This is a genomic window from Cytobacillus sp. FSL K6-0265 (assembly GCF_038003465.1).
In the GTDB taxonomy this organism is placed as follows: domain Bacteria; phylum Bacillota; class Bacilli; order Bacillales; family Cytobacillaceae; genus Cytobacillus; species Cytobacillus stercorigallinarum.
Genome location: NZ_JBBOPE010000001.1, coordinates 3,824,317 through 3,846,973 on the forward strand (window position 1 = coordinate 3,824,317; position 22,657 = coordinate 3,846,973).

Here is a 22,657-nt window from a genome sequence, read left to right on the forward strand (position 1 = left end):
CCCAGCTCAAGCATCCTTATATTTTCAAAAACTTACGAACAGACATTAAACTTCCCCAAACGCCAATAATTGCACCTAATATAATAAGGATCGCGCCCACTTGGTAAATAAATGGTGTCACCTCTAGCAATTGAATAAAATGACCTTGAAGTTTTGGTGATACGTAATCATAAAAGTAATAATACGCTGTACCTACAGATATGACTGGAATAACTGATCCGAGCAACCCTAGCCATAGACCTTCTAAGAAGAATGGCCAGCGTATAAAGGAATTTGTTGCCCCAACTAATCTCATAATCTCAATTTCGCGACGTCTTGAAACGATAGTAATTTTAATCGTGTTTGAGATTAAGAACATAGCAGTAAATAATAAGCCCACAATTAAAATAATCCCTATATTACGGCCAAAATTAATGGTAGAAAATAAATTCTCAACCGTTCCTTGTCCATAATTCACGTTAGCAGTAAATTCCATTTCATCGATTTCCTCAGCTAATGGAATTGTATCACTTGGTGTTTTTGCTTGCACAACGTAAACATCATTTAAAGGGTTGTCCTGTTGGAAAAGCTTAAAAGCTTCTCCCTCTTCACCTAAGCTACTAATTAAGCTATCTAGTTCTTCATCTTTCCCAGAGAATGTAACAGAATCAACTTTTGGAAGTGCAGCAATTTTCTCTTCTAATGCTGTCGCATCTTCTTCTGAAGCAGTACGGTCAATGTAGACTCTTATTTCAACATCACTTTCAATGCTGCTTGCCATATGGTTGAGGTTCATCATAATGGCAAAGAATACACCAACAAGAATCAATGTAACTGTCACTGCACTTGCAGAAGCAAATGTCATCCATCCGTTACGACCTAAGCTCTTAAAACTTTCTCTCACATGTCTTAAAAAAGTATTAGATTTCATATCCGTAATCACCTCTTTGCTCATCACGGACAATTCTGCCACTTTCAATCGCAATGACACGATGCTTCATCGTGTTAACGATCGTTTTATTGTGGGTAGCCATGATAACCGTTGTACCTCTCGTGTTGATTTCTTCAAAGATATTCATGATTTCCCAAGATGTATCAGGGTCTAAGTTTCCTGTTGGTTCATCGGCAATGACCAACTTTGGCTGATTGACGATCGAGCGAGCTATAGAAACACGCTGCTGTTCTCCTCCTGAAAGCTCATCAGGAAACATACGTACCTTATGTTTTAAACCAACTAAATCTAGTGTATCCATTACTTTCTTCTTTATATTTTTCGGATTCTCTTCAATAACTTCAAGTGTATAAGCTACATTTTCATAAACATTCAACTTCGGTAGCAACTTAAAGTCCTGGAAGACTACCCCGATATTACGCCTAATGAGTGGCACTTTGCTATTTTTTAATGAGCCCATATCTATTCCATTTAGCGTGATTGTACCGCTTGTTGGCTTTTCTTCTCGATACATCATTTTTATAAATGTAGATTTACCTGCACCACTTGGACCAACGATATAGACAAACTCACCTTGGTCGATCTTTACGTCAATGCCATTTGTTGCAGTAACACCATTTTTATATTTTTTATATACATTTTTCATTTCTAACATGTAGATCACCTTATATCCGGAGTTTATTTTTAGTTAAAAATTGCGCAAGCCTAACCCCAATTATTTTTTTATAAAATAATCATCAGTTAAAGTGGGTTTCTTTTTACTTAGGCGGGGCAATTGCGGTGTGTGAATGATAAAGATGCATTTAATCGACAAAAACTGACATCTTCTTCTAAAAACCATTGACTCGAGGGATCAAACAACATTTCTTAAGTTTACTTCACTCATTATAACATCATATATTGTCAAAATAACGAATAAAATTATTACATTTTCTTTTCAAGACGGTAATATTTTAGGTGAATATGTCTATTTTTAAGGAATTATAATAGTATTATTTTCCAATATTAGATAATTAGACCTTTCTTTTGTCGCAATTTTCCGTTTAAAGTCATGTAAGTAGCTCAATATTTGAAAGGATAGGCTAGTGTCATTGTTTACTGACGAGATCACGTGATATTTGTCGATTTTTCTTTATTTTTCTCAAAGAAAAAACGCGCTCTGAGCGCGTTTCCTTTAATTATTTCTTTGCAGCAAGCCATTCGGCAACGGTATTCGCTTCTTCTTCATTTAAGAGACCACCAGGCATAGCACCTTTACCATTGATAATAATATCGTGAATTTCTTCAGCAGAGTAATTAGAACCGATTTTATCTAGCGCAGGTCCAGCACCCCCTGAAAGGTCTCCTCCATGACAACTCATACAGTTATTGTCATAAAGCTTTTGTGCATCTCCTGCATCCGCTGTTGACTCTTCACCACTCGTATTATCATCTGTTGCTGTGTCTTCGCCTGCTTCATCATTACCGCCACATGCAGCGAGTGAAAAAACAAGAGCTGAGCCGAAAAGAATTGATAAAAGCTTTTTCTTCATTACAATTACCTCCCCTTATAGGAAAATTTACAGATTACAGTGAAATTATACCAATCTTACGCCCGTTTAAAACCCTCTCCAAGTACCTCAGAAGCATCGCTAACAATGATAAAAGCAGATGGGTCAATTGATTGAACAAGTTGTTTCAATTTCGTGAACTCTGTCTGATCAACCACACACATTAAAACAGGACGTTCATGATCTGTATATCCACCGTATGCTGATAGTTTTGTCACACCTCTATCAATTTTATTCAAAATTCCATCACGAACTTCATCTTGACGGTTCGTAATAATGAGTGCCATTTTTTTTCTACCAAGACCAACCTGAACGATATCAATGGTTTTACTCGTTACATACAGACCGATTAATGCATATAAACCTTTTTCAATATCAAACACAACTGCCGCTGCGATTACGATCAATCCATCAATAAGTGCCACACATATACCTAGAGATAAACCGGTATATTTATGAATAATCTGGGCTGCTAAATCCGTCCCACCTGTAGATGCCTTTCCGCGGAAGGTAATTCCTAGACCCAAACCAACACCGATACAACCGAACAAAGAGGCAAGTAGCGGATCCATCGTCCAAGGCTCCAAGTCTTTTGTTAAGAAAACAACGAAAGGTAGGAATATGGTTCCAACTAATGTCTTAATACCGAATGATCCACCTAATAATATGACACCAGCAATAAATAAGGGAATATTTAGCGCCCACTGCACATAAGCTGGTTCCCACCCTGTAACTGCCTTCAAGATCGTACTAATCCCACTTACTCCCCCTGAGGCCACCTCATTTGGTAGTAAAAATAAGTTAAAACTAATAGCGACAAGTGCCGATCCAATCAATACAAATAAGTATTCCACTAACTTTGAGTTCTCTGTTACTGTCTTTCGCTTCTTTTTATTTTCCTTTTGACCATTCATTTACGTAAAATGCCTCCTTAGTGCCAGTCTAAAATGATAGTTATTTGCTAAGAGACACGAGGCAATAAGAAATCGTCTCAATTAAGAGTCAATGCGCATAATTCAATCTATTCATCACCTTTGTCTTTTCCGAGAGTGAGTATAGCATGCCTTTTATCCTATGTAAATGACATTAAACTACTGTGTTAAAGGGGTAAATAAACAAAGATATAAAGTTTATTATGAGTTGTGGTGGGTGGGATTATGCGAGGAGACTCTCCGTTCTCCCTTTTACATTTTTAAAAATCGGGCGCTGCACATAGTGGTGCAAGCAGAAGACCATTTTGAGGGTAGCTACTTGGTTTCACCAGTTTGTTCTATTGTGGCAAGGATGTTTTTTGCTCAACTTTCAATGTGAGAATTTCCGTGCTAGCTGTGCTTACATCGCGAGTTTCCTTCTGAGTGACTTGCGATTCCCTTTTGTACGCTCACCCTCACTTTCAGATTCAAATGTCGCTCATAAAATAACAGCGCCCACTATTGCGGGCGCTGCTTTACTCCTTATTCACCTAAGCTCAATTTAGAACGAAGGTAAGCATTGATGAAGATGTCTAGGTCCCCGTCCATAACGCCTTGTACATTGCCTGATTCGGTGCTTGTACGGTGGTCTTTTACCATAGAGTATGGATGGAAGACGTATGAACGAATTTGGCTTCCCCAACCAATTTCTTTTTGTTCTCCACGAATTTCTAGTAATTCTTGCTCTTGTTCTTCGATTTTCTTTTGGTAAAGTTTCGCTTTCAGCATTTTCATTGCTTGTTCGCGGTTTTTAATTTGGGAACGTTCTGATTGGCATGTAACAACGACATTTGTTGGTAAATGCGTAATCCTTACCGCTGAATCAGTTGTATTGATATGCTGTCCACCTGCTCCACTTGCCCGGTACGTATCGATTTTTAAATCCTCGGTACGGATATCAATTTCAATCTCATCGTTAAATTCTGGCATTACTTCACAAGATACAAAGGAAGTATGGCGACGGCCAGAAGAATCAAATGGTGAAATACGTACAAGTCGATGAACGCCTTTTTCCGCTTTTAAATAGCCATAAGCATTATGTCCTTTAATAGACAATGTTACGCTTTTAATTCCCGCTTCGTCACCTGGGAGGTAATCTAATGTTTCTACTTTAAATCCTTTTTTCTCTGCCCATCGTGTGTACATACGTAATAACATGGAACCCCAGTCCTGAGACTCTGTACCACCAGCACCTGGATGAAGTTCTAAAATCGCGTTGTTTTTATCGTATTCTTCACTTAGAAGCAATTGCAACTCAAAATCAGCTAAACGCTTTGATAAAGCAATGATTTCCGTTTCAAGCTCTTCTTGCAGTTCAACATCTGCTTCTTCTTTTACTAATTCATATGTTAATTCGAGATTCTCGAACGTCTCATTTAAATCATTGAACTCATTGACTTGTTCTTTTAATGCATTGGACTCATTAATTACTACTTGTGCTGCTTGTTGATCATCCCAAAAACTAGGATGAAGCATCTCGTTATCAAGTTCTGCAATACGTGCCTCTTTGTTTTCTAAGTCAAAGAGACCCCCTAAAGTCCGCTAAAATCTTAGCTGTTTTTTCTAACTCATGACGAATCTCTGCTAATTCCATCTTGGTCACCTCTACACATATTTTTAACCTTTATATTATATAACTTCTCCAGACAAAGTGAAACACTTCGTGTAAAAAGCCGGCAGCGACCGTTATAAACAGGTTTTTGCCGGCTCTTATTGAGATACTGTTAACCTTTTGTACCACAGCAGTTTTTATATTTTTTCCCACTGCCGCAAATACATGGATCATTACGCCCAACATCCATTTGTTTGACAACAGGTTTTTTCTTCTTCTGTTTGCCGCCTTCACTTTCTTTCGGGTTGACAGCTTGGCCTTTTGCTACTTCCTGACGTTGAAGATTGTCACGAATTTCTGCTTTCATCACATACTTCGCTACATCTTCTTCAATAGCAGCAATCATCATTTCAAACATGTGGAAACCTTCTTTTTGATATTCGCGTAGTGGATCAATTTGTCCATACGCACGCAGGTGAATCCCTTGGCGAAGCTGATCCATGGCATCAATATGATCAATCCATTTTGTATCAACGGCACGAAGCATAATCACTTTTTCGAATTCACGCATTTGTTCAGTTTGCATTTTTTCTTCTTTTTCATTATAGAAGGCAATGATTTTATCCCAAATATGATCGATTACTTCATCCGCTTCTTTTCTGCGAATATCGTCCACAGTAACCGTTCCTTCTGGAAGAAGATTTCCCTTAACGTAATCAACTAATCCTTCATAGTTCCATTCATCGTCACCATCTTCTTCTGTTTGTGAAGAAAAAGCATGAACGTTCCGTGTTAAGACACTATGAACCATACGCTCAACAATTTCTCTTAAGTTCTCTGAATCAAGCACTTCATTTCTTTGTGTATAAATGATCTCACGTTGCTGACGCAAAACATCATCATAAGAAAGTAACTGTTTACGCGCGTCGAAGTTATTTCCTTCTACACGTTTTTGTGCGGATTCAACTGCACGGGAAACCATTTTACTTTGAATCGGTTGCGAATCATCCATGCCGAGCTTCGACATCATGTTTTTCATATTATCCGAACCAAAGCGACGCATTAATTCATCTTCCATTGATAAATAGAACTGTGTCACCCCAGGGTCACCTTGACGACCAGAACGACCACGGAGCTGGTTATCAATTCGACGACTTTCATGTCGCTCTGTACCGATAACAGCTAAGCCGCCGACTTCTTTGACACCTTCACCAAGTTTGATATCAGTACCACGACCAGCCATATTAGTGGCAATCGTAACGGCGCCAGACTTACCAGCATCTAAAATGATATCTGCTTCACGGCCATGGTTTTTCGCATTCAAGACATTATGCGGAATTCCTTTTTTCGTTAAATATTTTGAGATAATTTCAGACGTTTCAATGGCTACTGTACCAACAAGGACTGGTTGCCCATTTTTATGACGTTCTGCTATGTCTTCCACTAAAGCACGATATTTTCCATCAACCGTTGCATAAATTAAATCCGAACGATCATCACGGGCAACAGGACGGTTTGTCGGAATCGCAATGACATTCATATTGTAAATATTGCGGAATTCCTCTTCTTCTGTTTTAGCTGTCCCTGTCATACCTGATAATTTTTCATACATACGGAAATAGTTCTGGAATGTAATGGAAGCAAGGGTCATACTTTCATTTTGAATTTCTAAACCTTCCTTCGCTTCAATCGATTGATGAAGACCATCACTATAACGACGGCCCTTCATGAGGCGGCCAGTGAATTGGTCGACAATCACTATTTCGCCTTCTTGTACAACATAGTCCACATCTTTATGCATACTTGTATGTGCCTTTAACGCTTGCGTAATATGGTGATTTAACGAAACATGAGAGACATCAAATAAATTTTCAATACCAAAAGCTTTCTCGGCCTTTGTCATCCCTTCTTCCGTTAATTGCACACCTTTTGTTTTTTCATCGTAAGTGAAGTCTTCCTCTACCTTTAAGCGACTAACAAATGCATTCGCTTGTAAATAAAGTTTCGTTGATTTTTGGGCGGACCCTGAAATAATCAATGGTGTACGCGCTTCATCAATTAAAATTGAGTCAACCTCATCAATGACTGCAAAATTTAATGGGCGTTGCACTTTTTGCTCTTTGTATAACACCATATTGTCTCGTAAATAATCAAATCCTAATTCATTGTTTGTGCTATAAGTAATATCAGCTGCATAGGCTGCTTGTTTTTCTTCTTTAGACATACCATTTAAGTTCAAACCAACAGTAAGTCCAAGATAATCATATAGTTGTCCCATTTCAGTAGCATCACGTGTCACTAAGTATTCATTGACTGTTACAACATGTACACCTTTTCCTGAAATCGCATTTAAATAAACCGGCATCGTGGAAGTTAAAGTTTTACCTTCACCGGTTTTCATTTCAGATATATTACCATCATGAAGTGCTGCCCCACCCATTAACTGTACAGAATAAGGGTATAAGCCAAATACACGTCTTGACGCTTCTCTAACCACAGCAAATGCTTCCACTAATAAATCATCAAGGGATTCACCTTTTTGATGACGCTCTTTGAACTCATCCGTTTTCGCTTTTAACTGTTCATCACTAAGTGCTTCCATTTTCGAAGCTAATGCTTCTATTTGTTCAGCCGTTTTCGTTAGGCGTTTTAATTCACGTTTATTCACATCAAAAACCTTATTTAAAATCCCAAGCATACAAACGCTCCTTTATCTATTGGAGATGTCTATTTTAAGAGTCTTCCTGAAACAATGATATATGGTATTAATGATACCACTTCGCATGGGTAGAGACAACTTTTGTCAGGTGTGAAGGAATATTTTTTGTCATTTAGGGTTGCGAAAGAATAAGAGGCTGAACATGATTTGCAAAAAAAAGTTCGTTCCATTGCGCTCACGTACACTCACTTTCCGCGGGGAGGGGCTGAGCGCCTGTGGGTCTCCGCTTTCCCTCTATTTCCCGAAGGAGTCTAGTGTCTTCTGCTCCATTTCACTCTTCTTTACATAATAAGGGTTCAAACCACATAAAAAAAACCGAATGATTAGATAGATACGCCTAATCATTCGGATAAATTGTTAGTTAGAATACTTATGTTCCAACCTCTATTTAAGCCTCTTGCTTTGTTTTATTAAAAATATCGTCAATAAATGCAGCTACTTGGCTTTGAATATCTCTATAGTAAGTAGATACTCGGCCAGCTGTTAGCCCGTATTTTTCGCCAAGTTCTTTTTGTGTCATACTTGATTCGACACTTGACTGTTCATAAACAAAATAACGTAGTGCAGCAATATAATTTTCTGCTTTTTGAATACGTTTATTCGTTTGTTTAATGTATTCTACCCACACACCTACACCGAAGTTAATGACCCATTGTGGTTCGCCTGCTGCATTCATATCTTTTTCAAATTGCTCTGCCACTTGTTTAGCCCCTTCAGTTGGCCATTCGTAAGCATCCATATCTACACTTGCAGCTGCTTCTGGAAGGCGATGCATGAGCTCCAAGAAGTGATCTTCAAGATATTGGATAGCATTATTATTTCCGATTGCTACGAAATCATCTTTCAGATAACCTTCATAATCGGCTGCTTTTCCTTCTGATACTTCGAATAAGCAAGGGAAAGCCGTATATTTGTCCTCATATGGGAATAATACACCGAAAGCAAACCAACCTTCAGAAAAATCATTCATCGCTTCATCTAATACGACTGTATACGATTCATTTGTCAGTGTATCTACAAAATGTAGGTCTCTATCATCAAGTCCAGTCACTTTCCCAGCTACTGGGATCGCCACTTTCCAAGATTGTAGAATTTCTTGTAATCTTGGTCTTAAGACAGCTGATTCTTTATGTTCAATAAACTTATGTAGAATCGTTTCACCGTCTTCAACCGTTTTAAACGGAATATACCAAAAAGGCATCATAAATTCGAAAAATTCTGCGTCATCTTTATCGGTATCTTCCAGTTTGTCCATTAATTGTTGATACTCACTTCTAATGGCATTACCATATCTTTGATACGCAAAAATACGTAATTCTTTTTGTAATTCGCTCACTTCATTATCAATGAGTTCTGTAATGGTAATTGTTTCTTTTTTTGCACAGCATTTCTTGTATTTTTTACCACTGCCACAAGGACAAGGGTCATTTCGATTAATTTTCACAGCTGTTTGCATATTTCATTCTCCTCTCATCACCTAGGAACAGCTTGTTCTATTATATACGATTAGTTATCTACTTTCGTTGATCACGGATATTCCAACTCAACTAAAAGCCGACTCACAATAAGTGCCCCCGGCTAACCTACAAAATTATCGCTATTCTATACTAACATTAATCTAGGGCCAAGGTCATTTAATAGAAAATTAGAAACTATCCAATGATTCAGTTTCATTCTTTTGGTCGAGTAAAAGACAATGAGGGACTAAACAATAAAAACAGCCTTTAGTTTGTCAATAACCGTCTTAACAGGTATGATGAGGGAAATAACAGACAACAATCGGAAAGGAAGAGGAAGATGAAAAAATTCTTTAAACGTGTTGGCTTCGTCCTAACATTCTGGAGATTCATTCCTTTTTTCTTTGAATACTTAGCAGCTAGAGATATTCCTTTATGGAAGAAACTACTCCCTGTAGGTGTTTCGATTGCCTATATCTTTATACCTGTTGATTTAATCCCTGATTTTCTATATATCATCGGTATCACAGATGATGTCCTCTTCACAACCTTTATCCTACAAAGCATGGTGAAATATGCACCAGACCGGTTGAAACTGAAGTACTCGAAGCTCTTGGATGACAACCAGAAACCCGTGAAGAAATAAATGTTATATGTGGATGGTCCTCTGTTCTTGTTGAGGGCTTTTTTTGCGTTTAATTAAGACAATGAATCAATGTTGGTTATGTTACTCTTTGGAAGCTATTGAAGCAATGATTTTTATTTACTCAAGGCTAAGGTGACTTTCCAAGAATATTCCTTGCGTAATCTCCCAGTTTGTAAACCAGATATGAAGGGGAATCTAAAGAAACGTATGCCTGTTGATTTTTCCCAGGCAGGTTAAGGCTATGGTAGAGGGTACTTATTAACACTATTTTCGGATTATCTAAAAAATGAAGTTATTAAATGCTTCTCTTTTTTTGACGAAATAAGAAGGTGTAAATCTGTTTTAGTAGAAATATAGAAATAAAGTTTATACAAGATATACAAATAAATATTCTGTGGTCAAAAAATGAGACGATGAGGTGCTAAAAATGATTGTAGCAGTGAATCCTTATGTAGTAACAAATGGAAATGGAAAAGAAGCAGTGCAATTTTACGTTGATGTTTTTAACGCAGAGCTTATTTCGTTGCAAACATTTGGAGAGATGCCAGAGGATCCGGATCACCCACTTCCAAGTGAAGCACAGGACCGTGTATTGAATGCTCAATTTAAAGTAGGGAATACCACTATGATGCTTTCCGATAATTTTCCTGGGGCTCCTTATACGATTGGAAATCAAGTAACCATTGCGATTCAAATCGATTCAGTGGATTCATCAAAACAAATATTTGAGAAATTGGCTAAAGAGGGGAAAGTGACAATGCCTCTACAAGAAACGTTTTGGAGCCCATCATATGGACAAGTAACTGATAAATATGGAGTAGAGTGGCAAGTTTCAGCTCTTCCGCAAGATTAATGAAAGTTTTAAATCAGCCCTTTCTTCTACTTTAGAAGGGGCTTTTGCTAATGATTTTTCTATTTGCTTCTCCGCTCAGATAAGACTGTGTGGGGCACAAATAAAAGAAGCACCAGAAAAAATCGATTCCAAGGACTCGGCAAATGAATGATTCCCGGTGACCCCTACCAAACTTAAAAAAAGCGCAATCTCCTAACTGGAATTGCGCTTACCTGCTATAAAACTACTGCTTCTCCTCTATGATTACTTACCTGCATTTCTGCTAACAGATTTTCTATCAAATCAACATCTCTTACTCTTTCCCCCTTCTTGTCAAATACCAAGACATCTTTTTTTGAAAATGCGATCTGTGACTCTTTATTAGGTGTTTGCCATGTGGATTCACCTTTTACAAAAACTTTCCCCCAATCCGTTGTAAGACAATAGATAGATTCTCCACCTAAATGTTCAGTAGAAACAACGGCACCTGTTAATATATAATCAGCATTCACATTATGGCCATCTTCTTTCATACTCATATTTTCTGGTCGGATACCAATGGAATAATCACCATAAGACAATATATTTGTTGGGGGTGAACCGATAAATTGCGCTACGAATAGATTGGCTGGATTTGTATAGATCTCCTTCGGTGTGCCTTTTTGCATGATATGGCCATTGTTCATAATAATGATGTATGATCCCATCGACATCGCTTCAATTTGGTCATGAGTGACATAAAGAAAGGTAGTTTGTAATTCTTTTTGTAATTCAATCAGTTCTTGTCTCATTTGATTTCTTAATTTTGCATCCAAGTTGGACAAAGGCTCATCCATTAGAAACGCGTGCGGCCTTTTAACAATAGCCCTTGCCAACGCCACTCGTTGCCTCTGCCCCCCTGATAACTCACCTGGACGCTTATTGGCATGCTCTGTTAACTCCACCATCTCAATCACTTTATTTACCATGTTAAGCCGTTTGCTTTTGTCTATTTTCTTTATTTTCAACCCGTATTCAATGTTCTTAAATACTGTCATATGTGGGTACAATGCATAATTTTGAAAAACCATGCCGATATCACGATCTTTAGGTTCGCTATAGGTAATATCTTGGTCATTAATAAAAATAGACCCACTTGTCGGTTCTTCTAAACCTGCTATCATACGCAACAGCGTTGACTTTCCGCATCCTGATGGACCTAGTAAAATGGCAAAGGAGCCATCTGGTATATCAACATCGATTCCTTTTAGTATCTCTTTTTGACCGAAAGATTTCTTTATTTGTTCAACTTTGATACTCCCCATATTTTACGCCCCCAGCTTATTTATTTGATGCCAAATCGAACAAAAGAGTCAACGATATGTTTCTGTAAAAATAAGTAGATAAGTAGTATCGGTATACATGAGATAGTTGTAGCTGCCATTAGTGATCCCCACATATTCACATCCGAATTGACAAATGACTTCAAGCCAATTTGAATAGGTGCATTTTCCATTTCCTTCGTTACTAACATTGGCCATAAATACTCATTCCAAGCATTAATGAACAGAATGATGCCCAATGAAACTACCGTTGAACGGATATTGGGTAGGATAATTCTGAATAAAATACCGAGATCAGACTCGCCATCTAACCTTGCCGCATCAATTAATGCAGTAGGAAAGGACTTAAAACTTTGATAGATTGATAAAATGGCAAAGGTCGATGCAGCGAATGGTAAGACAATGCCTAATGGATTTTCATTTAAGCCGATTTGATTAATCAATACATAGTTTGGAATCATTACCGCTTGGAAAGGAATCAACCAAGTTAAGCTAAGTAATGTAAAAATTAAAAGTTTCCCTTTAAAATTCCATCTCACTAATGCATAACCGGCTAATAAACTGGTTGCCAACTGAAAAATTGTCATTAAAGTTGCCACTACAAATGAGTTGAATAACATTTGTATAATTGGCATTTCTGCGAATGCATATAGATAATTTTGCCATGTTGGTGCCTGTGGTATAAAAGAACTTGTAAAGATTTCAGATTCATTTTTAAATGAAGAGATAATCATCCAATAAAGTGGGAAAATAGCGATGATACTCATCATTATTAATAAAAAATGCTGAAGGACTGTTATTGATTTTATCCGTTTCATCACTTTTACTCCCTTAATTATCATAGAATGCAAATTTTTTTGTTAATAAGTTTAGACCAATCGCAATGATCGCAAATACAATAAAAAATAACGTCGCTGCTGCAGAACTTAATCCTGCATTCAAGTTACTGAATCCATATTTATACATCTCATAATAAATATTCGTTGACGAACCGAACGGCCCACCTGCCGTTAAAATATCAATATAAGCGAAAGTAAATTGACTGGAAAATAGAATACTCATTGTGAGCATAAATAATATTGTTGGTGACAATAAAGGAATAGTGATCGTTAGTAATTGCTTCCATTTCGTTGCACCATCTAAAGCCGCTGCTTCAAAATAATCTCGATTAATATTGGTCAATGCGGCAGAGAAAATAATCGTACTAAATCCAATCAGTCCCCATCCTGTCATAAAAAGAATCAGCCATTTCGCATATACAGGATCAGTAAAGAAAGAGATGTTTCCATCGGTGATTCCAAGTTTTTGTAATGTAAGATTGACTAATCCATTGGCAGGATGAAAGAGCCATCTCCAAATTGCCCCTACAGTTACTGGTGCCAATATCATTGGGATAAAAAACATTGCCCTGTACACATTTTTCACTCTGCCATTTAATCCATTTGTTGCCACCGCTAAAAGCATTGGAATAATGATCGAGAACGGCAGTATACCTATCGTATAAAAAATTGTATTTTCGATTGAATGAATGAAGTCCTTAGTTTGGAACAAACGAATAAAATTATCTAATCCCACGGTAATAGGTTCTGTCCCTGGGACCATACTCCACTTTTGAAAGGCTAAAACAAAAGTAGATAATAACGGTTTATACATCCAAACACCTAATAAAAGGATAGCCGGTAGTAAAAATAAATAAGGTTTCCATTTAATAAGTGAACGAGCAGCACGTCTGCTTTTCTGCTCGGTCACTTTTTTTTCTTGCTCTGATACGATTATTCTTTTTACCTCACTCATAAGATTCCCTTCTCTCATGAACACCTATTGGATTAATTGGTTAATTTCTTCTTCAGCTGCTTGTAAAGTTTTTTCTACATCTGCATCCGTTGAAACCGATTGAACAATCGCATCTCTAAATATATCGGACATCTCCGTTGCATATTCCGCTGGCCAAATTACTGCTGGTTGGATGTTGTTCAATTGCTCCAAGTTGATTTTATATAATGGATTTTCTTCAATAAATCCTTTTAAATAGTTAGGATCATCAGCTAACTCTGTTCTGAGAGGTAAATAACCTACCTCAGAAGTGATGATTGTATAACCTTCATTACCAGTAACATATTTAATAAACTCCCAAATCGCTGCCTTTTTCACATCATTATCTGGTCTAACAGCTAATACACTTCCCGAGTTCACTGGAACAGACGGATTGTTTCCAAATGAGGGTAAACCAGCGCCATAAAGTTCCCAGCCACCCGCTTCGGATGCGTTTTTAAATCCGCTATGCATTGCAGTAGAAGTAATGTACATTCCTAAATTACCAGCCATGAATTGCTCGGGTAATTCCGTGTCACTCCCAACTGCATGGGCACCGTTTTGATAGAGATCCTTCCACATTTCAATCGCTTCAATACTTTCTTGATTAGCAAATTGCGCTTCCTTACGATCATCAGAAAGTACTTTGCCTCCATTACTTAATATCACACCTTCAGTTGTCCAACCATTATCCGGTGCTAACGCAAAGCCATCTTTGCCTGTCGCTTCGTTTATTTTGAGTGAATATTCTTTAATTTCTTCCCATGTCTGTGGTGGCTTGGTTGGATCTAAACCCGCTTCTTCGAATAATTGTCCATTCATAAAAACAATAGGTGTGCTAAATGTAAACGCTAAACCATATGTCTTTCCATCAATTTTTCCTAAACTCAATGCATTGTCTGAAATGCCATTGAGATGATTGTTTAACTCTTCTGCTGGAAACACATCTTCATAGGCTTGGAAGCCGAGCGTTTCTCTTGAGTTATCTAGTGTGGAAAAAGTATGCTGGACAATATCAACCGCTTTTCCAGCCGCAATATCTGCCTTAAACTGTTGATAAGAGGCATCCGCAACCCCTTCAACAATGACACCTTTTTCTTTTCCAATTGTGTCATTGAACTCATTAATTAGGTGTTCCATCCCCTCTTTCATTGTTGGAGCAGCTAAACTATAAGAATAAAAAGTTACCTTTGTAGGGTTCTCAGGGTCTAATTCTCCCATTTCTTGTGAGACGGTTGTGGCATTAGAAGAACTACATGCACTTAACACTAGAGTCATACCTAACAACAGAATGAACATAATCGAGAGCCTCTTACTTTTCAGTTTAACCATCTTCTCTCCCCCACAATTAAGAATGCTGAAGCATCTGCTTCAAATCTACTGATAAAAACGTATCAAACTTGTCTGGGTACCTAACATGTTCTACGCTCGCTCCATTTTCATCTAACGTACAAATGCTATAGCCCGTACGATTATTAAATGAAGCTAACTCTTGGCCAATTTCCATACTAAACGAAGTCCCTCCCGCAGTAGATAATAGAATATTTTCATAGGTAGTTACTTTATTCTGGTGAGTATGACCACTCAGAACTAGTTTGACATCCGTATTTTTTATGATTGCCAACACCTCTGCTGAGTTTGATAAGCTATGACCATCAACTACATGTCCTGCTTCTAATGGATGATGGACAACAACAATCGACCCATTAGGAGTTGGCTGAGCTAATGTCTTCTTTAACCAATGTAATTGCTCTTCACTCACTACACCTTTTCCACTATGATCATAGCTAGAATCTAGCACGATTAGGCGATAGTTTTGAATGATTGTTTCGTAAAATAATTCCTGTTTCTTTTTTTCTACTTTCCCCAGACCTTCCCAGTAAGCTTCTGTCACGTCATGATTCCCTAAAGCTAAATAATAAGGAATATCTGTGATATGCTCTTCTAATAACTTATTTAAAAAAACATAATCTTCAACTGTCCCTTCGTGAACAAGATCTCCACTAATTAAAATGAAATCTAGCGCCTTCTCATCTTGTGTGATTGCCTGTAATATTTTTTTCAATGTTTCAGTTGGATTATTGTCAACACCTGTTAATGTTTCAATTAAACTGCCTTTGTATTCTCTTAAAATATGTGTATCAGATAAATGAGCAAACCTTAATTTCTCCATGTTCATTTCTCCTTTTAGAAGATTACTCTTGCAAGCAGAAATCTTTTATTTTATTTCTTATTTCATTTGTTATTCCAAACTCTAACAACAAATAAGTGTCAAAATCGCCGTATATTTCCTCTATGGCAGATTTAGTTGCAAGTAAATATTCTTCTTGTAATAAAAAAGCTGATTTTAATTGCAATACCTCCTCTTCCACAAGTGCTGCTTCTGCTTGCAGAAACATTTGCTCATGAAATGTGGCTAAAGCAACGTTAGAATAAAGGTAATCTTCCATCACAGTTGAAAATGGCACACCGAGTGTAAGTAATATAATCATGGCACCTATACCTGTGCGATCTCTTCCTCCAGCACAATGATGGATTAGCGGCAAGTTTTTTTCTGGTTCTTTTAATAAATTCATCAAAGCTTGGTAAGAAGCATTTCGAACCGGAAAAGTGGAATAGAGTGTTATAAACATTTCCTTAGTATAGTGTTTGAATCCATCATCTTTTTCCGATACTTTTGACACTTGCTCAGCTATATTATCCTCAGCGATTACCGGTACTCGTAAAAGTTTGGCACTACCAATTTGCGGATCAGGTTTTTCATTTGCTTCATCATCTCTACGATAGTCAAATATATATTTGATTTTTTGTTTTGTTAGTTGAGAAATATCATCATCCGTTAATCCACTTAAATCACCTGCTCGATATAGGATGCCTTTTCGTACTGTTCGTCCATCTACAGTAACGAGACCACCCATATCACGAAAGTTCAAGGCCCCTTTTAGCGGAACGGTTCGGGAGTAAAGTCCATTTGGTGTCATGTATTCACCTTATACTTTTCCAAATCACTGACACCATCTAGTTCAATAACTTGAAAACCAACTTCGCCATTTTTTACTGTTACTAAAAGGATATGATCGATCGAACCAACACTATCACCGTGCCAACATGCACCCGTTCGCCCCATTTGAATATAATTTCTATTGTTCTTCTTCGTTACTTCCAATTGATGAAGATGTCCTGCAAACATCGTATACGGTCTTGATTCAAGCATATTCTCGAATTGGCTGAACTTAAGGTCCTTCGTTTTCCATGCTGGCTTATGCATAAATACAAAAGTATGTTGAACATCATGATTCTCATGTAATACATCTGCAAAAAACTGTAATTGCTCATCTGAAATATGGGGTAAGTTGCCCTTCTCAATATCTTCCTCCGAAGCCCCTTCAGTCATTTGTCCGAAGAATTCTTCAATGTACCCTCTTGCTTTAGTTGGATTTTCAACTACTTGATTGGTAATCTCCCTAAAACTCTTTACAAATGCTTCAGGCATACCTATCGGATTTTCCTCTGTATTCATCACTAAAAATAAATAATCATTTAATCGAAAAGCGTAATACTCAAAACCTTTTCGCTCACGCCAAACTTTAACCATTGTGTCATTTCCATAGTCATGGTTGCCGACCGTTAAATAAAATGGAATGTCTACATCTTTAATTAACTGATCAATATAGTCCCACTCTCCATGGGCCGCTTCTTCTTGATCCCAATAACCTTCAATAAAATCACCAACCGAAAGGACAAAATCAGGATTAAGGCCTTTCACTACTTGCAAACCTTTCTCAAAAATGCCTGGTGTTGTAATCCCACAGCGATCACCAACAACTGCAAACGAAAAATCATTTTCAAGGTTAGTGGACATGTTTCCAAACCAAGGTCTCTTACCATTCTCAGAAAAATCCTCTTTAAAATAATGTTGCGGGCCAACCTTTTTTTGATCTATTACATGCATCCCATTGTCCCTCCTTTTTTTAAATACAACTGAAGTATACAACTAGCATGTTAATCAGATGTTAATCTAACATGAATCATTTTATGAGTTTAATGAAATTTTTAAATTTAGTGTAAATAAGAAGGTTACAAGATGTTTTCTTAGGAAATCATCGCTATAATTGTATAATCATAGGATGTTAATTAATGGATTTAGATAGAGAGGAATTAGAACAATGACAAAATCTTTAATAGATACCGCTTATCACACCATTCGAACGAAAATTCTTACTTGTGAATACCTACCGGGAAGCTTACTATCCATATATAAATTATCAGAGGAATTAGCTATGAGTCGCACACCTATCTCAAATGCGGTTGCTAAACTTGAACTAGAAGGGTTAGTGATCTCCTTAAAGAATAGAGGTGTTATGGTAAAAGAGGTATCATCAAAAGAGATACTAGATATGTTCGAAGTCATCTTCACCCACCAAATGTATGCGCTTGAAAAAGTAGAAACAAATCCGCTTTATTCATTTAACTTATCACTTTTAAATGAACATCTAGAGCAACAACTACTAGATAAAGAAAACGATCGTTATTTCTCTTATGCGACGCACTCACTACAATTCATAAGACAAATCATCGCTGCCGGCCAAAACCAAATCATGCTTCAAATTATGGATCAGCATATGGACAAAATCATCATCGGTTCTGTATCCAATTACTTACTTTACCCAGAAAAACGGATTTTCTCTGGTGCTCATTACAATGAAGCACTTTACCAATCCATTGAAGCAAAGGAGTACGAACAAACAAAAGAACTATTAAAAGAATGGCGAGCACAAATTAGAGAACGCATCTTAATAATGGGAGCTATATAAGGCATACATATTCATGCCCTGCTCCTATTTATCTCCTGTAGCATCAACTTATCGCACATGAAAAAAGCAGGCGGTGCCATAGCACCTACCTGCTTGCTTTTATATTATTGCGCTTCGATGAGTCCGTAGCGCCCATCTTTTCGTTTGTATACGACATTCGTTAAGCTTGTGGCTGCGTTGGTAAAGACGAAGAAGCTATGGCCGAGCATGTTCATTTGTAAAATGGCCTCTTCACTGTCCATTGGCTTAAGGTCAAAATGCTTTTGGCGAACGACCTCTAAGTCATTGTCTTCTTCTGGATGTTCATCTGGCTCTTCAAAGCTAGTGAATAATTCGTTAATCCCGCCTTTTTCACGGAATTTACGATTGACTTTTGTTTTATGTTTACGAATCTGTCTTTCCAACTTGTCGTTGATTAAGTCGATGGCAGCATACATATCAGCATGAGCCTCTTCTGCTCGAAGTACAAGATTCGTCATCGGAATCGTTACTTCAACTTTTGACGTTTTATCATTATTGGTTTTCAGGTTTACGTTTACATTTACGTTAGGAGTTTCAGAAAAATATCTTTCCAACTTCATAATTTTCTTTTCGACGTAGTCTCTGATTGCTGGAGTTACCTCAATGTTTTCACCCCGAATGTTAAAATTCATAAGTGAACTCCTCCTTCTCTTTATAAGAGTCATAAGGATGAAGCCTGTCCTTCAATCCTTATCAGCTAGTCTTAAATAAGACTATACTCTATATTTCTATATTACCCGTAAAAAGTCCTGCTAAAACCTTTTTAACGAAATTAAGAAATTAAATAAGGTTGCAATTCATAGTCTATCATTCGGTGCCAAGCTGCAAACAAAGGGAAAAATTGCTCACGTAATATTTCTTGTTTTTCTGGGGCATTACCGATGATTTGCTCCAGTCGATCAGCTTGTTCCTGTACCTTTTCAAACACATGCATAATATGAACCATTTCACTGTTTTCCTTAAACAAATGCAGTAATTGCTCATTCACTGCTTTTATTTGTGGAAAAGAATCAATGACCTCAAATAGGAGCTCATCGCCATCATCTTTATCTAAATCTGTGAAGCTATCTACAATATAGGTAAAGCTTTCTTCTAGTGTATTTAACACAGAACAATACTCTCTGAGGAGAATATACTGTTCCTCCTTCAACATCATCACCTAATTTCGTTTATCATAAAAAACACCATCGCTCATCCCAACGGCTTCATACGGATTCGCATATTGCTTACTCTTTACTTTCTGCACCTTCAATCTTTTCATATCATCCTTAATGATTTGCTGGTGCTGAGCTAATAATTGTTTAATCGCGCGATCCTGCTTCAGCAAAACGTCTTTCATCTTCTGAGCTTCTACCGATTGAAAATCTACTTGTCTCATTAAAGTAAAGCGTTGATCAAGCAGATCATCCGTCTTCTTTATGTAAGCTTCCCGATCATTTTCAGGTAATCCTTGGTTTAGATGAAGCAATAACTCACGCGTACAAACGATCAAATCAGTTGTCGTCGCTGTCATGATTGTTCACTGCCAACCATTTGCGGTTTTTTCTGCTCTAACATCATTTCTTTCCATGTGTTGCGAAGATCCATGATAATTGATTCCGCTTCTTTTAAGGCTGTGAGATCATTGCGTGTATTAGCGTCAACTAAGGTTCTCCACACATAATCATAGATTCGTAGCAAATCACTAGATAATTCGACCTCTTGATTGAGTGTTACCATAAATTCTTGAATGATATTTTGCGCCTTTTGCATATTTTCATTGCGCTTCGCAACTTCACCTTGCTCTATTGCTTGCTTGGCAATACTGATAAACTTCAAACAACCATTGTAAAGCATCATTGTTAGTTCTGCCGGTGTTGCTGTATTAATAGAAGTTTGTTGATATTTTTGGTACGGATTGGTTGCCATCTTTTCACTCCTTATTGCGAGCTATAGCCGAATTGTGTGAGCATATAATTCATTTGCTCATTCATTTTTTGCATTTGTGTCTCCATCGCTGCAAATTGTGACCAATACCTTTGCTCTTTATCTGCTAACTTCGATTCTAGTTCAGTTATACGTTTATTGATATCATCCAAATTTTTTCCAATAGAAAATTGACTATTCGTCTTCATGCCATTACCAGCTTTTAACGTAATCGCATCGATTGATTGTGTAACAGTATCTCGCAATCGTCTAGAAATTCCTTGCTCACCAAGTGTATCGCCGTCCGCTGCGAACAAATTAAATACACCTTCTGCGTCATTTTCCAATGCTTCCTTCAGCTTATCTTCATTGATTTCGAGCTTACCACCCTCTAAATAATTTTTCGTTGTGGTAATACCAATAGCTGACAGCTGGTTATATTCACTCGTAGCACCTTCTAGCGGTGTATAAAAGTTCATACGCATATTACTTAGTAAACTACTCAATTGTTGATCTGAACGGAGTAAACCGCTCTTGGCTTTTTCCTCCCAGAGCTCAATATCCTTTTCAGACATCGCCGCCCGTTGATCCTTAGTTAACGGCGCATAATCACGGTATTTCTCTTCAGATAACTGTCCTTGTATATTATCTATTAATTCATTGTATTTTTCTACGAATTCTTTGATATTTTCTATAGCTTTATCGGTATCATTATTGATTGAAATCGTAACAGGTGAATCACCATTCACAGCATCAAAGGTATCCTTCAAAGTAAAAGAAACACCGTTTACTGTAAACGTATTAGAAGTTCTCTCCGTTTCTAAACCATTTAAGGTAAATTTCGCATTTTCTCCACCTTTTTCATTATTGCTATCAAGTTTTAAAACATTAGTTAAAAACGGACTCCCATTAAATGAGATCTCTTTCCCATCACCACTTTGATTAAAATCACCTGTTGACGTTCGGGCAATCGTTACTTTATCAGAATGTTGGTCATAAAACATATTGACACCTAATGAAGATTTATTCACTTTATCAATAACTGTCGTTAAAGAATCACGGGCATCGAAAGTAAATGTTTGGTTCACTTCTCCCGTTTCATTGTATGTAGACATGTTAAATTCAAAGTATTGGTGGTCATAGCTCACTTCCGCTTTTGCACCTGCTTGTAGGTCAGAGCCGAAAGTGATTTTGCCTGTTTCTTTATCTAAATAAAATTGGTTTTCTGTTAAATTATTCACATCCGTACCAGCAGTAAATGTTTTCGTTTCTTTTATTGGGTCCCCATTCTCGTCTTTTATAACGTTACCATCTGTATCCTTTTTGTCCCATGTAAAAGTAATGCTTTCCTCAAATTCTGTGATTCCTATTTGTGAAAGTTGCACTTCTTTTGTTGAAGAGCCAACAGAGATCGTATCTTTTTGCACCATCTCATATTCCACTCCAATTTTACTGTCCGCGGGAATTTGTTGGCTGAAAGTCATTTTTCCTGTTTTCTCATCTACAAACACTTGCTTTTGATTCGCATCTAAGTCATCTAGGCTCGTTACCACTTGATAATTATCTGCACCAACAGTCACACTACCCATTTTTTCTAAACTATGCTTGCCTAGCTTTTGTAAAGAGAACTCTTTGCCTGCTTTCTTTACTAAAATCTCTTCGTTCATACCATCTGCAGTATCTTTAAATATTTCCTCCTCATCTAGCCCAACAAATTGACTGATTTGGCTATAAATACTTTTCGTTGTATCAACCTTTTGTCCATTGGCGGAAATTCCCGCTGTACTCGCATTCGTAGCAGAAGTCGCCAATCGACTCACGGCAGACAATGTATAAGACCCGCTCCCTGCTGTGGAATCAGCCGTTGCTGTGACTTTGTTGCTATTAGAAGAAGTTGTGACTTTTGATAAAAATGAAGATTGCAAGCGCATATTTAATGTCATATCGCGGAAAGATGCTAGTTTTAAATTAATATCTCTATAAGAATCGCGCTGCCATTCGAGCGTTTGTTTCTTTTGTGACAATTTATCAATCGGTACTCTTTGTACTCTCATTAAATCATTAATTAAGGATTCTGTATCTAAACCAGATGCTAAACCACCTATTCGAAAATTCGCCATGACCA

The 22,657-nt window shown here is 37.3% G+C and carries 22 protein-coding genes; 3 read left to right on the top strand and 19 right to left on the bottom strand.

Features of this window, described 5'->3' with window-relative positions:
* Window positions 1-16: 16 nt before the first annotated feature.
* The 7 genes from ftsX to MHH73_RS19460 all read right to left on the bottom strand — a co-directional run bounded on the left by ftsX (window position 17) and on the right by MHH73_RS19460 (window position 9,179).
* Window positions 17-910 (bottom strand): permease-like cell division protein FtsX, encoded by an 894-nt coding sequence (gene ftsX, locus MHH73_RS19430; RefSeq protein WP_191812944.1) that lies wholly within the window; start codon window positions 908-910, stop codon window positions 17-19.
* Entirely contained in the window at window positions 900-1,586 is a 687-nt protein-coding gene (gene ftsE / locus MHH73_RS19435) for a cell division ATP-binding protein FtsE (RefSeq protein WP_191812946.1), read from the bottom strand. The genes ftsX and ftsE overlap by 11 nt, the downstream gene beginning before the upstream one ends.
* Before the next feature lie 523 nt (window positions 1,587-2,109).
* Window positions 2,110-2,463: a cytochrome c551 gene (gene cccB, locus MHH73_RS19440; protein ID WP_191812948.1), complete on the bottom strand. Its 354-nt coding sequence runs from the start codon at window positions 2,461-2,463 to the stop codon at window positions 2,110-2,112.
* A gap of 56 nt (window positions 2,464-2,519) precedes the next feature.
* Window positions 2,520-3,395 carry a YitT family protein gene (locus MHH73_RS19445; protein ID WP_191812950.1) on the bottom strand — a complete coding sequence of 292 codons (876 nt, stop codon included), beginning with the start codon at window positions 3,393-3,395 and terminating at the stop codon, window positions 2,520-2,522.
* Between the two features lie 540 nt (window positions 3,396-3,935).
* A protein-coding gene (prfB, locus tag MHH73_RS19450) for a peptide chain release factor 2 (RefSeq protein ID WP_191812952.1) occupies window positions 3,936-5,046 on the bottom strand; the annotation gives its coding sequence in 2 pieces (ribosomal slippage) (window positions 3,936-4,973 and window positions 4,975-5,046; 1,110 coding nt in all).
* Window positions 5,047-5,176: 130 nt separating this feature from the next.
* Window positions 5,177-7,702: a preprotein translocase subunit SecA gene (gene secA, locus MHH73_RS19455; RefSeq protein WP_191812954.1), complete on the bottom strand. Its 2,526-nt coding sequence runs from the start codon at window positions 7,700-7,702 to the stop codon at window positions 5,177-5,179.
* A gap of 409 nt (window positions 7,703-8,111) precedes the next feature.
* On the bottom strand, window positions 8,112-9,179 hold the full coding sequence (locus MHH73_RS19460) for a YecA family protein (RefSeq protein WP_191812956.1): 1,068 nt from the start codon (window positions 9,177-9,179) through the stop codon (window positions 8,112-8,114).
* A 341-nt stretch (window positions 9,180-9,520) separates the two neighbouring features.
* On the opposite strand from MHH73_RS19460, the gene MHH73_RS19465 reads away from it, so the two are divergent.
* The gene (locus tag MHH73_RS19465; protein ID WP_191812958.1) at window positions 9,521-9,826 is read left to right on the top strand and encodes a YkvA family protein; all 306 of its coding nucleotides are present in this window, start codon (window positions 9,521-9,523) and stop codon (window positions 9,824-9,826) included.
* A gap of 427 nt (window positions 9,827-10,253) precedes the next feature.
* On the top strand, window positions 10,254-10,679 hold the full coding sequence (locus tag MHH73_RS19470) for a VOC family protein (RefSeq protein WP_191812960.1): 426 nt from the start codon (window positions 10,254-10,256) through the stop codon (window positions 10,677-10,679).
* A 215-nt stretch (window positions 10,680-10,894) separates the two neighbouring features.
* Here MHH73_RS19470 and MHH73_RS19475 read toward each other — a convergent pair whose 3' ends face one another.
* From MHH73_RS19475 to MHH73_RS19505, 7 genes are read right to left on the bottom strand one after another with little or no spacing between them, the layout of a single operon-like run.
* A complete protein-coding gene (locus tag MHH73_RS19475; RefSeq protein WP_341068811.1) occupies window positions 10,895-11,962 on the bottom strand; it encodes an ABC transporter ATP-binding protein in 1,068 nt (355 codons plus the stop codon).
* A gap of 20 nt (window positions 11,963-11,982) precedes the next feature.
* Window positions 11,983-12,798 carry a carbohydrate ABC transporter permease gene (locus MHH73_RS19480; protein WP_341068813.1) on the bottom strand — a complete coding sequence of 272 codons (816 nt, stop codon included), beginning with the start codon at window positions 12,796-12,798 and terminating at the stop codon, window positions 11,983-11,985.
* Window positions 12,799-12,811: 13 nt separating this feature from the next.
* A complete protein-coding gene (locus MHH73_RS19485) occupies window positions 12,812-13,774 on the bottom strand; it encodes a carbohydrate ABC transporter permease (RefSeq protein WP_341068816.1) in 963 nt (320 codons plus the stop codon).
* Between the two features lie 24 nt (window positions 13,775-13,798).
* Window positions 13,799-15,124 (bottom strand): ABC transporter substrate-binding protein, encoded by a 1,326-nt coding sequence (locus MHH73_RS19490; protein WP_191812969.1) that lies wholly within the window; start codon window positions 15,122-15,124, stop codon window positions 13,799-13,801.
* A 16-nt stretch (window positions 15,125-15,140) separates the two neighbouring features.
* Entirely contained in the window at window positions 15,141-15,965 is an 825-nt protein-coding gene (locus MHH73_RS19495) for a metallophosphoesterase family protein (RefSeq protein WP_191812971.1), read from the bottom strand.
* A gap of 22 nt (window positions 15,966-15,987) precedes the next feature.
* Window positions 15,988-16,773, bottom strand: a complete 786-nt coding sequence (locus MHH73_RS19500) for a tyrosine-protein phosphatase (RefSeq protein WP_341068821.1) — start codon at window positions 16,771-16,773, stop codon at window positions 15,988-15,990.
* A complete protein-coding gene (locus tag MHH73_RS19505; RefSeq protein ID WP_191812986.1) occupies window positions 16,770-17,744 on the bottom strand; it encodes a metallophosphoesterase family protein in 975 nt (324 codons plus the stop codon). The genes MHH73_RS19500 and MHH73_RS19505 overlap by 4 nt, the downstream gene beginning before the upstream one ends.
* 214 nt (window positions 17,745-17,958) lie before the next feature.
* On the opposite strand from MHH73_RS19505, the gene MHH73_RS19510 reads away from it, so the two are divergent.
* A complete protein-coding gene (locus MHH73_RS19510) occupies window positions 17,959-18,606 on the top strand; it encodes a GntR family transcriptional regulator (protein ID WP_191812988.1) in 648 nt (215 codons plus the stop codon).
* 104 nt (window positions 18,607-18,710) lie between these two features.
* On the opposite strand, the gene hpf is transcribed toward MHH73_RS19510, so the two are convergent.
* The 5 genes from hpf to fliD all read right to left on the bottom strand — a co-directional run bounded on the left by hpf (window position 18,711) and on the right by fliD (window position 22,652).
* Window positions 18,711-19,259, bottom strand: a complete 549-nt coding sequence (hpf, locus tag MHH73_RS19515; RefSeq protein WP_191812990.1) for a ribosome hibernation-promoting factor, HPF/YfiA family — start codon at window positions 19,257-19,259, stop codon at window positions 18,711-18,713.
* A 140-nt stretch (window positions 19,260-19,399) separates the two neighbouring features.
* Window positions 19,400-19,777 carry a hypothetical protein gene (locus tag MHH73_RS19520; protein WP_341068827.1) on the bottom strand — a complete coding sequence of 126 codons (378 nt, stop codon included), beginning with the start codon at window positions 19,775-19,777 and terminating at the stop codon, window positions 19,400-19,402.
* Between the two features lie 9 nt (window positions 19,778-19,786).
* Complete coding sequence (locus tag MHH73_RS19525; RefSeq protein WP_191812994.1) at window positions 19,787-20,140, bottom strand: hypothetical protein; 354 nt, start codon at window positions 20,138-20,140, stop codon at window positions 19,787-19,789.
* Window positions 20,137-20,535, bottom strand: a complete 399-nt coding sequence (gene fliS / locus MHH73_RS19530; protein ID WP_191812996.1) for a flagellar export chaperone FliS — start codon at window positions 20,533-20,535, stop codon at window positions 20,137-20,139. The genes MHH73_RS19525 and fliS overlap by 4 nt, the downstream gene beginning before the upstream one ends.
* A gap of 11 nt (window positions 20,536-20,546) precedes the next feature.
* Window positions 20,547-22,652: a flagellar filament capping protein FliD gene (gene fliD, locus MHH73_RS19535; protein WP_341068830.1), complete on the bottom strand. Its 2,106-nt coding sequence runs from the start codon at window positions 22,650-22,652 to the stop codon at window positions 20,547-20,549.
* Window positions 22,653-22,657: the final 5 nt, after the last annotated feature.

What these genes read in the sequence shown, in the direction of transcription:
- ftsX (WP_191812944.1), bottom strand. Translation starts at nt 910, where the DNA reads ATGAAATCTAATACTTTTTTAAGACATGTGAGAGAAAGTTTTAAGAGC.
- ftsE (WP_191812946.1), bottom strand. Translation starts at nt 1,586, where the DNA reads ATGTTAGAAATGAAAAATGTATATAAAAAATATAAAAATGGTGTTACT.
- cccB (WP_191812948.1), bottom strand. Translation starts at nt 2,463, where the DNA reads ATGAAGAAAAAGCTTTTATCAATTCTTTTCGGCTCAGCTCTTGTTTTT.
- MHH73_RS19445 (WP_191812950.1), bottom strand. Translation starts at nt 3,395, where the DNA reads ATGAATGGTCAAAAGGAAAATAAAAAGAAGCGAAAGACAGTAACAGAG.
- secA (WP_191812954.1), bottom strand. Translation starts at nt 7,702, where the DNA reads ATGCTTGGGATTTTAAATAAGGTTTTTGATGTGAATAAACGTGAATTA.
- MHH73_RS19460 (WP_191812956.1), bottom strand. Translation starts at nt 9,179, where the DNA reads ATGCAAACAGCTGTGAAAATTAATCGAAATGACCCTTGTCCTTGTGGC.
- MHH73_RS19465 (WP_191812958.1), top strand. Translation starts at nt 9,521, where the DNA reads ATGAAAAAATTCTTTAAACGTGTTGGCTTCGTCCTAACATTCTGGAGA.
- MHH73_RS19470 (WP_191812960.1), top strand. Translation starts at nt 10,254, where the DNA reads ATGATTGTAGCAGTGAATCCTTATGTAGTAACAAATGGAAATGGAAAA.
- MHH73_RS19475 (WP_341068811.1), bottom strand. Translation starts at nt 11,962, where the DNA reads ATGGGGAGTATCAAAGTTGAACAAATAAAGAAATCTTTCGGTCAAAAA.
- MHH73_RS19480 (WP_341068813.1), bottom strand. Translation starts at nt 12,798, where the DNA reads ATGAAACGGATAAAATCAATAACAGTCCTTCAGCATTTTTTATTAATA.
- MHH73_RS19485 (WP_341068816.1), bottom strand. Translation starts at nt 13,774, where the DNA reads ATGAGTGAGGTAAAAAGAATAATCGTATCAGAGCAAGAAAAAAAAGTG.
- MHH73_RS19490 (WP_191812969.1), bottom strand. Translation starts at nt 15,124, where the DNA reads ATGGTTAAACTGAAAAGTAAGAGGCTCTCGATTATGTTCATTCTGTTG.
- MHH73_RS19495 (WP_191812971.1), bottom strand. Translation starts at nt 15,965, where the DNA reads ATGGAGAAATTAAGGTTTGCTCATTTATCTGATACACATATTTTAAGA.
- MHH73_RS19500 (WP_341068821.1), bottom strand. Translation starts at nt 16,773, where the DNA reads ATGACACCAAATGGACTTTACTCCCGAACCGTTCCGCTAAAAGGGGCC.
- MHH73_RS19505 (WP_191812986.1), bottom strand. Translation starts at nt 17,744, where the DNA reads ATGCATGTAATAGATCAAAAAAAGGTTGGCCCGCAACATTATTTTAAA.
- MHH73_RS19510 (WP_191812988.1), top strand. Translation starts at nt 17,959, where the DNA reads ATGACAAAATCTTTAATAGATACCGCTTATCACACCATTCGAACGAAA.
- hpf (WP_191812990.1), bottom strand. Translation starts at nt 19,259, where the DNA reads ATGAATTTTAACATTCGGGGTGAAAACATTGAGGTAACTCCAGCAATC.
- MHH73_RS19525 (WP_191812994.1), bottom strand. Translation starts at nt 20,140, where the DNA reads ATGACAGCGACGACAACTGATTTGATCGTTTGTACGCGTGAGTTATTG.
- fliS (WP_191812996.1), bottom strand. Translation starts at nt 20,535, where the DNA reads ATGGCAACCAATCCGTACCAAAAATATCAACAAACTTCTATTAATACA.
- fliD (WP_341068830.1), bottom strand. Translation starts at nt 22,652, where the DNA reads ATGGCGAATTTTCGAATAGGTGGTTTAGCATCTGGTTTAGATACAGAA.